At 60.6% G+C, this 13,435-nt stretch carries 12 protein-coding genes, 1 tRNA gene and 1 pseudogene; 8 read left to right on the top strand and 6 right to left on the bottom strand.

Translation table 11 applies throughout. The features are described 5' to 3' along the window. Nucleotides 1–25 precede the first annotated feature (25 nt). Nucleotides 26–101: transfer RNA gene (locus BB28_RS17240), tRNA-Ala, on the top strand. A gap of 305 nt (nucleotides 102–406) precedes the next feature. Here BB28_RS17240 and treA read toward each other — a convergent pair. Beyond that, entirely contained in the window at nucleotides 407–2,050 is a 1,644-nt protein-coding gene (treA, locus tag BB28_RS17235; protein ID WP_046254380.1) for an alpha,alpha-trehalase TreA, read from the bottom strand. Between the two features lie 405 nt (nucleotides 2,051–2,455). Here treA and BB28_RS17230 point away from each other — a divergent pair, with 405 nt between their 5' ends. After that, complete coding sequence (locus BB28_RS17230) at nucleotides 2,456–3,343, top strand: alpha/beta fold hydrolase (protein WP_046254379.1); 888 nt, start codon at nucleotides 2,456–2,458, stop codon at nucleotides 3,341–3,343. 100 nt (nucleotides 3,344–3,443) lie between these two features. Here the strand turns inward: BB28_RS17230 and BB28_RS17225 are convergent, their stop codons facing one another. Beyond that, entirely contained in the window at nucleotides 3,444–3,782 is a 339-nt protein-coding gene (locus tag BB28_RS17225; RefSeq protein ID WP_046254378.1) for a hypothetical protein, read from the bottom strand. Between the two features lie 163 nt (nucleotides 3,783–3,945). After that, nucleotides 3,946–4,248 (bottom strand): WhiB family transcriptional regulator, encoded by a 303-nt coding sequence (locus tag BB28_RS24680; protein WP_046254377.1) that lies wholly within the window; start codon nucleotides 4,246–4,248, stop codon nucleotides 3,946–3,948. Between the two features lie 271 nt (nucleotides 4,249–4,519). Between BB28_RS24680 and BB28_RS17215 the strand changes: the two genes are divergently transcribed. Further along, nucleotides 4,520–5,347, top strand: coding sequence for an N-acetylmuramoyl-L-alanine amidase-like domain-containing protein (locus BB28_RS17215; RefSeq protein WP_046254376.1), 828 nt, complete (start codon nucleotides 4,520–4,522; stop codon nucleotides 5,345–5,347). A gap of 64 nt (nucleotides 5,348–5,411) precedes the next feature. On the opposite strand, the pseudogene BB28_RS17210 reads toward BB28_RS17215, so the two are convergent. Together BB28_RS17210 and BB28_RS17205 are read right to left on the bottom strand one after the other, a co-directional pair. After that, nucleotides 5,412–5,936, bottom strand: a pseudogene (locus tag BB28_RS17210) (hypothetical protein). A 145-nt stretch (nucleotides 5,937–6,081) separates the two neighbouring features. Next, nucleotides 6,082–6,450: a SpoIIAA family protein gene (locus tag BB28_RS17205; protein WP_030097035.1), complete on the bottom strand. Its 369-nt coding sequence runs from the start codon at nucleotides 6,448–6,450 to the stop codon at nucleotides 6,082–6,084. Nucleotides 6,451–6,661: 211 nt separating this feature from the next. On the opposite strand from BB28_RS17205, the gene BB28_RS25120 reads away from it, so the two are divergent. Then, entirely contained in the window at nucleotides 6,662–7,135 is a 474-nt protein-coding gene (locus BB28_RS25120) for an SRPBCC family protein (RefSeq protein ID WP_052740272.1), read from the top strand. 19 nt (nucleotides 7,136–7,154) lie between these two features. On the opposite strand, the gene BB28_RS17195 is transcribed toward BB28_RS25120, so the two are convergent. After that, nucleotides 7,155–8,198 (bottom strand): acyltransferase family protein, encoded by a 1,044-nt coding sequence (locus BB28_RS17195; protein ID WP_046254375.1) that lies wholly within the window; start codon nucleotides 8,196–8,198, stop codon nucleotides 7,155–7,157. A 208-nt stretch (nucleotides 8,199–8,406) separates the two neighbouring features. On the opposite strand from BB28_RS17195, the gene BB28_RS17190 reads away from it, so the two are divergent. The 4 genes from BB28_RS17190 to BB28_RS17175 all read left to right on the top strand — a co-directional run bounded on the left by BB28_RS17190 (nucleotide 8,407) and on the right by BB28_RS17175 (nucleotide 13,248). Beyond that, nucleotides 8,407–9,159, top strand: a complete 753-nt coding sequence (locus tag BB28_RS17190; protein ID WP_046254374.1) for an SIR2 family NAD-dependent protein deacylase — start codon at nucleotides 8,407–8,409, stop codon at nucleotides 9,157–9,159. A 167-nt stretch (nucleotides 9,160–9,326) separates the two neighbouring features. Then, a complete protein-coding gene (locus BB28_RS17185) occupies nucleotides 9,327–10,217 on the top strand; it encodes an SDR family NAD(P)-dependent oxidoreductase (RefSeq protein WP_225422053.1) in 891 nt (296 codons plus the stop codon). Nucleotides 10,218–10,462: 245 nt separating this feature from the next. After that, complete coding sequence (locus BB28_RS17180; RefSeq protein ID WP_046254372.1) at nucleotides 10,463–11,698, top strand: FAD-dependent oxidoreductase; 1,236 nt, start codon at nucleotides 10,463–10,465, stop codon at nucleotides 11,696–11,698. An 11-nt stretch (nucleotides 11,699–11,709) separates the two neighbouring features. Continuing rightward, nucleotides 11,710–13,248 (top strand): tryptophan halogenase family protein, encoded by a 1,539-nt coding sequence (locus BB28_RS17175; RefSeq protein WP_201257824.1) that lies wholly within the window; start codon nucleotides 11,710–11,712, stop codon nucleotides 13,246–13,248. Nucleotides 13,249–13,435: the final 187 nt, after the last annotated feature.

Raw genomic sequence — 13,435 nt, 5'->3', positions numbered from 1 at the left:
TTCGTCCGAGCACACAACTAAACATGGGGCTATGGCGCAGCTGGTAGCGCACCACACTGGCAGTGTGGGGGTCAGGGGTTCGAGTCCCCTTAGCTCCACCATAACGGGCTTACGCGAACCCCTGACCGTCACGGTCAGGGCGAGTCGGTCCGCTCTGGGAGAACCACCGCTAAGAGCCTCGGCAACGCCGGGGCTCTTGTGTTTTTTGTAGGGACTGGTAACGCGGTTGTAGCTGGTCTGGCGTCGTGTGACCGCTGTGCAGGCGGGGACCGTGTCATGGATCTCGGCAAAAATGGTGTTGTGGTCGGTGATGGCATCTTCGACTTGTTTGGCGGCCAGGTATGGCAGATCGCAGAGGCCGTCTTGACGGGCGTGGCACAGGAAGTAGCGGTGCGAACTACCCGCCTTACATGCCGTAGAGGTCAAGCAGTTTCAGTGTGACGCCATTGGTCCAGCCGAAGCCGTCTTGCAGCGGGTACTCGCCGCCACCCCCAACCCGCGCGTTGTCTCCCTCGACCACGTACTTCTCGACCAGCTTGTCCTCTGTTGAATAGACCTGCTTCACAGTGTCGAGGAAGCGGACGCCGATTTCTTTGGCAAGTGTGGGCTCTCCATAGCGGCGCAAGCCATCGACCGCGATCCACTGCAGCGGCGCCCAACCGTTGGGTGCGTCCCACTGTTGGCCGGTGGTCGTGGTGGTTGTTACCAGACCGCCGGGTTGCAGCAGCGTGTTGCGTGTTGCGATGGCTGTCATCTTGGCGCGCTCGGGTGACGCAACTCCGGTGAACAATGGATACAGGGCGGCCGCGGTGATCGCATCACGCGGCTGACGCAGCTGCCAGTCGTAGTCGCCGTAGTAACCGTGTTCATTCCAAAGGTAGCGGTTGACTGCACCGGCGCGCTGCTGGGCGCGAGTCGAGAAGTTGGCAGTGCACGAGGTATCGCCCGTGATGGTGCAGCCTTTGGCGATTGTCGTCTCAAGTTGGAACATCAAGCTGTTCAGGTCGATTGGCACGATCGCGGTAGTTCGGATGCTCGCGAGCGTCTTGCCGTCGCCGAGCCAGCGTGAGCTGTAGTCCCAGCCGCTCTCGGCGCCGGCCCGTAGGTCGCGCCACACTTCGTTTGCGGGACGGCCGGGTGCTTCCTCGGCGGTCTTGGTGTCTTCGAGATATGACTCATCACGTCTGGTGTCACTGGCGTCCCAGTAGCGGTTGAGGACAGAGCCGTCGGGCATGGTAACTACATGGCGCGCCGCGGTTCCTGGCGGAGTTTCGCGCTCGCCCTGCATCCAGTACTCGTGCTCCTTGCGCAGCGCTGGCAGGTACTTTCGATAAACGCCATCGCCTTCCGCCTGCGCGGCGAGGTCCACCATGTTCGCGAAGAAGGGCGGTTGGGACCGGCTCGCGTAATACGTGCGATTGCCGTTTGGCACATGACCTATCGTGTTGATGAGGTGTGCGAAATTGTCGAGCATGTCATCGACGAGGTCCTCGCGTCCGGACACCTGCAGGCCGAGCATGGTGGAGTACGTGTCCCAGTAATAGCCCTCCTGGAACCGTCCGCCTGGCACTACATACGGTTTGGGTAGCGCGATCAACGAACTGTTCGGCGGCACCGTGACGCTCGCTCGTGTGAGCCTGGGCCACAGCCAGTCGATGTGTTCGCGCAGCGTCTGGTTCGGCGGTGGTGTGATGTGCTCAGCGGTAGGTGGTGTGAAGTGCTGTTCGGTGAACGCCTTGAGGGAAAAGCCCGGTTCTGCTCTTTGTTGCCGGTATAGCTGGACGATTGAGGCCGGGTCGGTATTCAAAGTTGAATCGACAAAAGTCTTTTGATCTGGGTAAAGCCGTGCGCTCTGCACCGCAACGAAGAGATCTCCAAGGAGTTGATTTGGCGGCTGCGGCAGCACCGTATTCGCGGTCGGCCGCGCCGGCTGTGTATCGGCCCGGTTGTCGCTCTCTGTTAGCGAGACGCAGCCCGTGATGGTCATGCAGGCGGTGACTATCGCAAGGGTTTTGCGAAGCAGTGGTGCAGATTTCGGGTTGGTCAACATGGCTGGTGCGGCCTGCCGTAGATGCAACGTGCGTGTCTCCTATTGTGGTTCTTGGGGTTTAGCCGCAGAGGTGACCTTACGGCTGGACAACCGGAAGAAACTCGACGCCCGCGCGATGTGGGCGCCTGCCTCGGTGGTGCAGCGACTGCGCCGTCCGATATCCAGGTCTAGTGCCGTGGATGCCTCTGCTGTGGCGTGGATAAGAGTTTATACGTAGGCCGGGAGTCATGGTGGCGGTCCTGAAGTTGAAGCCACACGAAGACGGAAGTGGCTGATCGCGATTCGCCGAGGGCCCGAAACATCAGGGGCTTGTGGCCCGATCTCGGGCTCGGATGAACCATATACCCCGTGGGGGTATCATTGGGGTTGGGATCGGCCGCACGCGTTTGGAATGGAGGACTGCAGATGGCACACACCCTTGGTCAACGCGCCATGGCAGGGCTCGCCGATGGGCGGGCACTGCACTACATGCGCGGCGGTGCAGGCCAGCCGACGGTGGTGTTCGAATCGGGTTTGGGGGCTTCTCGGTCGGAGTGGGGTCTGGTGGCGCCCCTTGTTGCACAGCATTTCTCGACCGTGGTCTATGACCGCGCGAATCTGGGCCGTAGTGACCCTGATGCCGCGCCGCGCACCCTGGAGCGCCTGACCAGCGATCTCGGCGAATTGTTGACGGCGCTCGGCCGCGGCCCGTACATCCTGGTGGGCCACAGCTACGGCGGGACGATCGCACTGTCTGCCGCGTTGCAGGATCGGTCACACGTCGCGGGCCTGGTGCTGGTAGATCACTCCGATGAACACGTGAATGTCTGCTGCGGATCCCCGCTTAAACAACTGCGCCGGATCGCAGCGGCGGGTCGCTGGTTCGTCGGCCTGCTGCGCCGTTTGCACCTGGTGACGCTGGCGGTACGCCGTGCCGCGCCGGGGATGCCGGCCGACGTGGTGCACGATCTGGTTGCGGAAGATCTGACCGTTGACGCCGAGGGGGCGGCTGACGCCGAGGAGAGGTTCTTCATCGAGGGACTGCAGAGTCTGCGTCGCCGAGGCCACGACCTGGGTGCTGTGCCCGTGACTGTGATTTCGGGAACCAAGACCACACCGTGGGACCGATCCCTGCGTATGGAATTTCTTAAGGCGCATCGGCTTACGGCGGCGCATCTTCGTGCCCGGCACGTGCTGGCCAGAAAATCCGGACACCTCGTAGTGTTCACCGAACCGCAGCTGATCGCCGACGAGATAGTACGCATCGCTGCGCGTGCCGTGCCCGAATCGGCACAACCGCCCGGACCACGCTAAGTACTATGCACCGAAATATTTGTGGTGCAAGAATATTCGCCCGCCGGACCGCCGCACGGATTCCCAGTGCGGCGGGCCGAGCGTGTGGCCTCGATATCGTCTAAGCGACAAAGACGGCAAGTTGCACCCTGATGTCGACTCCGAAGTCGATGAATCCGCGGACGCGGACTCCGCCATTGTCAGGCACCACATTGTGGACTTGGCAGACGGCGTTGCCCTGGAAGGGCACATCCTGGGCGGTTACTTCCGAAGTGGACACCATGACCACACTGAACGGACTCACGCCCGGAATGGCCAGGCGGGTTCGATACCCACCGTGGGATGTAACGACAAACCGCTTCACGATTGCCTGAACGTCGGCCTCTTGGCTGTTGTCTTCTCCCGCAGCGTCCAACGGCTCGGCCACGGTGTCAGTGAATGCCTTCTCGCTAGTTGTCATTGTTCCTCCATGATTTGATGACGTCGGCGGAAATTGTGCTGGACACAATTCCCAATGGGCCCTTTAAATTTCGGCCCCACGACGACCTCAGGCGTGCGTAGTTGACTACCTGAGTTGAGGAGTGGCTGACGGCGCAGAACACCGAGCGCAGGTTGCGCGTCGGTCAGCCGATCGCAGACTTCCGCGCGGCGATACGTCGCCGGATCTTTTGACGTTCGGCTTCCGACATGCCACCCCACATCCCGTGAGGCTCTTCGATCTCCAGAGCGTAGGTAAGGCAGAGCGTTGTCACGGGGCAGCGTCGACACACCTCTCTGGCGTGCTGTTCCCGGAGTCGTCGTTCAAGGGGGCGTTCGTCGTCATCGGAGTAGAACAGGTCATGGTTGGCGTTTCGGCACGCACCCAGTAGCTGCCATGCGAACCCCGTGCTAAGAGCCGTCGTCTCGGCTACCCGAACGTCTTCCACGCAAATCCTTCCCGCGCATGTCCGCTACCTTTAGCGTTGTTGACGGAAACCTCACACGAATTAGTTGCCTTGATGTGAATTAGACGTTGCACCAATGAAATCAACCCTCAGTCGGTGTCGATTCGCCTCACAGGAGCCCAAAAGTGCACACGCATTGCGTAAAGTGCGGCAGAGTGGGCGTCAGGCGGGGTCGATGACCAGCCTGGTTCCGCTCTGCACTGTGATGTGTTAGCTGAGCTATCCGGGACGTGGAGAGGAAGGGCGTCAGGTGATGACCCCGACAATGCGACGAACTTCAGAACGACGTGGTTACCGTCTGTTCGCGTTGCTCGCACTGATCTGTGCGTTGTGCGCCCCGCCTGTGGCCGCGGCTGACACCGTGCAGATCAGCCCGGCGAATGAACGCCGACTCCAAGAGCTACTGGCCGAGCGAAACCGTATCGGAGCCGAGAACCCGGCGCAGCTGAGTGCCGCAGTATCGGCGCTCTTTCTTCATGTGCCCTACGGTGCCAACACCTTGATTGGATCCGCCTCGGTTCCCGAGCAGTTGGTCGTCGAGCTCACGCGCGTGGACTGCTTTACCTACGCCGACTATGTCGAAGCGTTGAAGCGGTCCGGTAATCGCGCCGACTTCATCGCCCAGCTGACACAGATCCGGTACCGCGGGGGTGAAATCAGTTTCACGCAGCGCCGCCATTTCTTCACCGATTGGGCCGCAGACGCGCCCGCCAATGCCGCCGATGTGACGGCCAGCCTGGGGGCACCCGCGGAACAGGTCGCAAAGATACTCAATCTCAAGGATTCCGGCGGAAACTACCTGCCGGGGCTGCCGACACGGCCACGCACGGTCTTCTACATACCGAGTGCCCGTGTTTCCGATGGCGTCATCGCGAATCTTCATGACGGCGATTACCTCGGTGCCTACGCCACGGCGGGCGGACTCGACGTCACGCACGTCGGAATCTTCCTACGTACGCCGGCCGGGCCGGTGCTGCGCAACGCCTCGTCATTGCGGGCGAACAACCAAGTCGTCGATACGCCGCTGGGGGAGTATCTCGGCACAGTTCCGGGAATTGTCGTACTCCGGTCGACTCGATGAAGCCGCACTGGCGCTTGCTTCCGACTAAGGCACGAGGCCCAAGCCATCGGCCGGCGGAGGTTGCCTACGTGAGGCCGGTGACGAACCGGATTCGGCCCTGAACCGTGATGTGGTAGCTGATTCGGTGGATCACCGCATCGCTGTCGCGGACGGCCAGATCTACCAACAGGCCATCGAACAGGTTTTGGAGCGTCTGCCCAGGTTGCAGTCCGATGCCGGTCCGCGTCCGGAAACGCCAACGGTCAACCGCGAATCCGGCGTCGATCGCCTGATGCCGATCGAAGATCGAACTCAGGGTTGCGAAGGGGATGGCGCTGTCCACCTGGAACCACGGGAAGGCCCCGGCAGGAATAGGAATGTTGTGGCGCGTCGTGATCGCCTTGAAGGCGTCGCTCATGTTCGGGGAGATCAACGCTTGGTTTCGTGACCAATCCACGCTGGTCTGTCCGGGCATGTTGACGATGGCGACGCCATTTGTCTGGAAGACAAAGCGTTGATCGACGATCGACGACGGTTGTTACTCGTTGACCGCAAGCGCCACCGGAGTGAAGAAGTGTGACTGACTTTCGAAGTTCGGGATGAGGACCATGATGCACGCGCCTTTCGTCGCCGGATGAATATCGTTCCAGCGCAGGGCCATTGACTGTTGCGCGGCCAACGTTGGTGATGCGACGGTATGCGTCATCGGAGACCATGAGCGCGAGTAGTGCACTACCCGACTTGTGCGTCCGGTCTCAACTCGAGGCCCACGCCTTCGCGCGGTCCAGCTCATCGAGGCCGAACAGCGCGATCTCACCGGGAACCATCCACCCGAGCACGTGCAAGGTATGCGCTACCCATTCTTTGTCGGTCACCACGGCGATTTTCTTGAAGGACGAATGACGCTGAAAGAGCATCCCGAAGCCCAGCTCCAGGTCTTCGGCGAGCCCGCCGGGGCCGAAGCCTTCGTAGTCACTCGCGATGACTTCCACGATCCGCAGCTCATCGGATTTCAGCGATTGTTCGATGGTTGGCGCGAAATCGCGCAGCTCGTCGCCGGCCAACTTGCCAGATACGCGGAATCCGACCACTCCGTCCGGCATATCAGTCAGTGTTTCGATCACTGCGCCTCCTTGCTCGATCGGCGTATTACTGCCACTGCAAGATGACCACAATCGCGGCCCATCGGGAAGGGGTGAATGCGTTCGATGCCCATGCGGGCACAAACTAGGTAATACTCGTACCCAAAATGACGATCCGTTCGAGAAAATGGGAACTGCACCTTGGGCGGGCAGAGCAGAAGGGTTGTGCATGGGAGCTCTTGAGCCTCAATCGATGTCATTTGCCGACGAGGCGCCCTATCGGGTCGACGCTGTCATCGACTGCCCCACGCCCGTCAGCACCGTCTATGAGGTCTTTAAGGACAACCGCGGTGGCGTGAGGTGGCTGGGTTGGTTCGTCACCAGGGTCGAACCGACCTCAGATCCGGAGTACGGCGTTGGCGCCACTAGAGAGGTGACGTTCCTATGGGGGCTGGGCAAGCTGAAGGAGCGATTCATCGGATGGGAAGAGGATCGCCTGTGGTCATTCACGGCGGTCGGCTTCCGCCCCAAGGTTTTCACTGCGTTTGTGGAGCGTGTCCACTTCGAGGCGGTTGACGAGAACAACTGCCGAATCATCTACCGTATGGGCGCGGACTTCGCTCCGCTGTATCGGCCTTTTGCGCCGCTGGTTCTACGTTTTCTGAATCGGGCGATCGTGCCGACTCTTGAAGGTGCGCGAGACATCGCCGTCGCAGGTGGTCGATAGTTCCAGGGTTCCGCTTCTACTAGGGCACCGGCGCGCGCCGGAATCGAGCTTTGAGCGCCATCGCATGTTTTTCCACCACGAACCAGCTCAGTGCTGCAAGCGGCAGGGTCAGCGCAGTGGCAACCAGGAAGAAGATGAATGGTGGCAGGACGGCGAGTCCTGCGACGGCCAACAGCTGCTGGATGGGGAATGCGTAGATGTAGACGCCATACGACAAGTCGTTGCGCAGGTTGAGTCTCTTGTCATGGATGAGGGCGCCGGACACGATGACCACGTAGGCCAGTGGCAGAGCGCCCATTACTCGATAGTTGGAGGTCAGTCCCGAGAGTGCGAGAATCCCAAGGCATATCGCGACAAGCGACCAGCGTGCGGGCAGGGCATCTCGATACTGGTAGAGCAGCGCTCCGGCCGCGAACATCAGCGCGAACCGTGCCACCATCTGCGGAATTGTCTCCATCGCAAAGACCGGGTACGACAGATACGCTGCGGCACATAGGAATAAGATAAATGCGGTGGGAATGACCCATTTCCGTTTCAGTACGCCTGTCACTCCCAAGGCCGCCACCGCTATGTAGCAGACGAATTCGAAGATGAGCGTCCAGATCGATCCGTTCCAGATACCCGGCCACGGGATGTCACGTGGTGTTCCGTCGATACCGGCGTAGAACACGTTGAGGACGGCGTTGTTGAGGAAGTACTCGTACGGTTCAGAGGAGCCCATCAAGCTCGCCGCCGAACCGCCTTGGATCGCGACGCTGATGGGGGCGATGACGAACGCCGTGATCGCGAGGCATATCCATAAACCGGGGAAGATGCGCAAAGCGCGGGCGATGAAGAAATCGCGCGGACTGGGATGGCGCATCCAGCTTGCGGTGATGAGGAACCCTGACAGTGCGAAGAAGCCGTCGACACCTACCTGTGCCAGTAGCCCTTCATATGAGGGGAACGGCAGACGGTGACCGGTGAGTGGCCACGAATGCCACAAGATGACGGTCGTGGCCAATGCGAGTCGCCACGCGTTCAGCGCGTTTTGTCGAGGATCGAATATTTGTCCGAGAGTCATCTGACCCCCTGCGTAGAGCTAGGTGCGCACCCACAAGGTGGCGTTATCGAACTGTGCGGCGAATGCTTACGCCCGTTGCGCGGCCCCGTGCGACCGGGATGAGCGCACCATACGCCCAATCAAGATCATGGATGACGATTTCACGGCCAGATAATTGGAAAACGCCCATTTTCGACGTGGCCGGTCGGTGTAGGCGAGAATTTGATTGATGAAACAGGTAGAGGTACCCGAGGAGCTGGTCGCCGCCGCCGCGAAGGCGCGGACCGTCGCCGTGCTCACCGGCGCCGGCATGTCCGCCGAAAGCGGGCTGCCCACCTTTCGCGATGCGCAGACCGGACTGTGGTCGAAGTACGACCCGATGACATTGGCGACACCGGAAGCCTGGAACGAAGACCCTGGGCTGGTGTGGGCGTGGTATCAGAATCGGCGCATCCAGCTGATGGCGGTGCAGCCCAACGAAGGTCACCGCGCGTTGGCGCAGTGGGGATCTCGCCGTGACGTCAAGATTGTCACCCAGAACGTGGATGACCTCCATGAACGTGCAGGTAGCGCCGAGGTCACCCATGTTCACGGCAGCCTGCTCAAATCGCATTGCGACACCTGCCGGACAGGATTTGACGTGAGTGTCGCCGTGCCCGAGTCCGAACGGGTTGCACCGCCCGACTGCGGCTGCGGTGGGAAAGTTCGACCGAGCATCGTGTGGTTCGGCGAGATGCTTCCTGAGGTCGAGTTCGGTCACGCCGTTGCGCATGCTCAGAACTGCGAATTGATGTTGCTCGTCGGGACCTCGGGCATTGTGTATCCGGCGGCGGGGCTGCCGCAGCTGGCGCTGAGTCGTGGAGCGACCGTTGTCGAGATCAACCCGCAGGAGACCGATCTTTCGGATCGCGCGGATCTCGTGTGGCGGGCCACCGCAGCCACTGCGCTGCCGGCGCTCGTTGAGGCGTTGGCACTGTCCTAACCCCTGCGGGCAAGCTCCCCGCCGGATTCGCCAACATCCTTGCGTGAGATGCGTTATTTTGGATAACGTATCTTGGAAAGCGGGTATTCACCTCAACGTCGAGCTGAATGTGGATGGAGGCGTGCGTGTTTGAGCAGCCAAGGAATGACATCCGATTCGACGGCCGGGTGGCGATCGTCACCGGTGCGGGTGGAGGGCTTGGGCGCGAATACGCTCTACTGCTCGCCAGTCGCGGCGCCAAGGTCCTCGTCAACGACATCGGATCACCCGACGAACTGTTGGGCACCGGGAGCTCCGATACCCCGGCCGATTCGGTGGTCGCCGAAATTCACGCACTGGGTGGTGAGGCCGTCGCCGACACGAACACCGTCGCCACCGGGGATGGCGGACGGGCCATTGTCGCCGCCGCCTTGGACGCATGGGGACGAGTCGATGTCGTCATCAACAACGCCGGAATCGTCGGCCCGATCAAGACATTCGCCGAACTCACCGACGAGGACGTCGATACCGTGCTCGGTGTTCAGTTGCGCGGCCCGTTCAATGTATTGCGTCCGGCGTGGAAGGCCATGGTGGGCCAGGGATACGGGCGGATACTCAACATCTCCTCTAGCAGCATGTTCGGCCAGGGGGAGGCGTGCACCTATCCGACGGCCAAGGCCGGAATGATCGGGATGACAACCAATCTGGGTCTCGCCGGACCCGCGTACGGCATCAAGGTGAACGCGCTACTCCCGGTCGGGTTCACGCGGATGGTAGAGAACATGCCCGAGCCTGCGCGTAGTTGGCTCCGTGACACCTTCCCGGCGGCAGCCGTGGCCCCGGTCGCGGCCTTCCTGGTATCCGAAGATGTGCCATGTTCCGGTATCAGCTTCAGCGCCGGCGGTGGACGTTTCGCGCGGGTTCTCCTCAGCGAGGCGCACGGGGTGACCTCGGCGGACCTCACCATCGAGGAGGTGCGCGACAGATTTGACGCTGCGATGGAAACTGCTGGCGCCACCCCTCTCGCCAATGTGGGTGATGAACTCGCGCTCTATGCGGCCACGTTGGCCGCGCGATGATGGTTTGGCGCTACGGGACAATGCCGCGACCAATTGTCGCATCAGCCCACAACGGTTGACCTAGCACGGATTCGAACACTTGCCGGGGCCCCTACTGAATCGCGTGGGCTCGAGGACTGTGCCGGACGGTCTGCCGACTCGAAAAGCGCAACGTCACTGATCATATTCGTGATGTGGAGCGTCCGGGCCGGCGCGCACCATCGATACCAAGGACCTGACAAGTCGCATGGGTGAGGTGGTAAACGATGGCCGATTTTCGGACAACGGTGTGCATTGTGGGAGCTGGGCCCGCCGGAATGTTGTTGGGCTTGCTGCTGGCCCGTTCTGGCATAGAAGTAGTTGTACTGGAGCAACATTCAGACTTCATTCGGGACTTTCGCGGCGATACGGTGCATCCATCTACTTTGGAAATCATCGCGGAGCTTGGCCTTTACGATGAATTTGAACGACTATCACACCAGAAGGTCTCGACTGTCGGTGTGGTGCAGGATGGGAAGCGTTTCAACATAGCCGATTTCGGTAAGCTTGCTGTTCGCTTCCCCTACATCGCATTGGTGCCACAGTGGGACTTCCTGTCGCTTCTGGCGCGAGAGGCGAAGCAATACGACAACTTTCGGCTTCTCATGTCAGCTCAGGCGTTGGGTGTGACACGCGATCGCGGTCGTATCACGGGAGTCAGGGTGCGTGACCGTTCGGGAGAATTTCGTATCGAGGCGGCACTTACAGTGGCTGCGGACGGCCGTCATTCGGCACTGCGCAAGGATATCGCGTTTACACCGAAAGATCTTGGGTGTGCCCTCGATGTTGTCTTCTTCAGGATACCCCGACTGGAAACGGATCCCGAAGAGGGAATTTGCGTGCGTCTAGGACGGGGAAAGATCTTCGGAGCTACCGATCGCGGCGAGTACTGGCAGATGTCGTACGAGACAAGTCGCGGTGGTTTCGAAGTGCTTCGGCGTCAAGGGATCGAGGCCTTGCGTGCGGACTTGGCACGGTTGGTGCCGTTCATGGCTGACCGAGTTGACGAGATACGCGGGATGCGAGATGTGAGCGTGTTGCAATGCCGTATCGACCGGCTCCGGCGCTGGCATGTACCCGGGCTGCTTTTTATCGGTGACGCGGCGCACGCCATGTCGCCAGTGGCTGGACTTGGCGTTAACCTCGCCATCCAGGATGCGGTAGCAGCGGCAAACATTCTGTGGCAGCCCATACGACTCACGCAGGCGACTGGTATCGAAATTGACTGTGCCGCCTTGGCGAAGGTTCAGCGCAGACGCTGGGCGCCGACAGTGCTGTCACAGGGACTGCAACGAATGGTTCAGCGGTTCGGTATTGATGGCGCCTTGGGCGGAAGGCAGCAGCCGCGGTTCCCAGAGATCCTCGATCGATTCGAAGTGCTGCAAAAGTCCATGAGCCACGTGATTGGTGTCGGGTTCGGGCCCGAGCACGTTCGCTCTCCGCTGTATACCTGCGCTAGATGAGGAGAATGGTTGTGCTGCAGAAAGTTGTGATCGTTGGCGGTGGTACCGCGGGCTGGATGACGGCGTCGTACCTGAAGGTCGCGTTCGGTGACAGGATCACCGTGACGGTGGTGGAGTCAGCGCGGATCGGGGCAATCGGAGTCGGCGAGGCCACGTTTAGCACGATTCGGCATTTCTTCGATTACCTCGGATTGGAGGAACACGAGTGGATGCCATCATGTTGCGCCACATATAAACTGGGTATCCGTTTTCAGGACTGGCGCAAGCCGGGCCATCATTTCTATCACCCCTTCGAACGCCAGCGGGTCGTAGACGGATTCGGTCTCACCGACTGGTGGCTGGACAATCCGAGGTCCGACAGCTTCGATCGCGATTGCTTTTTGATAGGTACCTTGTGCGACAACGATAAGTCGCCACGTCGCCTCGATGGATCGTTATTCATGGATACCGACGGCGAGCACACCGCATATCGAACGACGCTGTCCGAACAGGACACGCAGTTTCCGTACGCGTATCACTTTGATGCGTCACTGCTGGCGGACTTCCTGCGAGACTTTGCGGTACGTCGTGGTGTCCGCCATGTAGTCGATGACGTAGTGGATGTTCTGCAGGACGATCGCGGCTGGATTAGCGAGGTGCGTACGCGCGCGCATGGCAGCATCGAGGGTGACCTCTTCATCGATTGCACAGGGTTTTCCGGCCTGCTTCTCGGGCGTGCAATGGGGGAGCCCTTTGAGTCGTATCAGGGGAGTCTCCTCAACGATCGGGCGGTAGCCTTGCGCGTCCCGACCGACCAGAACGGCGGGCATCTGCCCCCCTACACGACCGCGACAGCCCAAGACGCTGGGTGGATCTGGAGCATCCCCCTGTTTGACCGAATCGGTACGGGCTATGTCTACGCCGAGGATTACTGCAGCCCCGAGGATGCGGAGCGTGCTCTGCGTGACTTCGTCGGCCCCGCAGCGGAAGGGTTGGAGGCCAATCATATTCGAATGCGTATCGGGCGGAGCCGAAGAAGCTGGGTGGGGAACTGTGTGGCGATCGGGCTGGCCAGCGGGTTCGTTGAACCGCTCGAATCAACCGGGATCTTCTTTATTCAACATGGCATAGAGCAGCTGGTAAAGCACTTTCCTGACGAGAACTGGGAGGAGCGCCTGCGAGACTCCTACAACCGCGTGATCAACCGATGTATGGACGGTGTTCGTGAGTTCCTCGTGCTTCATTACTATCTGGCCGCGCGTGTGGATACGCAGTACTGGCGCGACACGAAATCCGTCCAGCTCCCTACCGCTCTCGCGGAGCGGATCGAGCACTGGCGCAGCAAGTTACCCGACGCTGGATCTGTCTACCCCCACTATCACGGATTCGAGCCGTACTCATACGTCTGCATGTTTGTCGGGCTTGGTGGAATCCCGGCACGGCCGGCGGCGGTTGTGCGATATCTAGATGCGACGCGTGCGCAGCGTGAGTTCGACCTGATTGCGCAACAAGCCTCACGTCTGCGGCATTCATTGCCGACCCACCGCGAGTATCTCGCTCAGATGTACTGAACCGCAAGAGCCGACACTCTCACTCGCCCTGAGGGATCGATTCACTACATACGTGTGGGTTCAAGGTTCTGACACCGCTGGCTCTGCGGTCCAGCACCACTGTGATGTCTGGGCAGACGAGTGGTGTGGAGGCTGCCGCTCCGGACGGAGGATGAGAAGTGTACAAGAAACGAAACCCCGAGGAGTC

The organism is Mycobacteroides chelonae CCUG 47445 (genome assembly GCF_001632805.1).
GTDB classification, from domain to species: domain Bacteria; phylum Actinomycetota; class Actinomycetes; order Mycobacteriales; family Mycobacteriaceae; genus Mycobacterium; species Mycobacterium chelonae.
The sequence above is the reverse complement of the archived record's forward strand: the minus strand, read 5'-3'. Positions and strand labels throughout refer to the sequence as shown.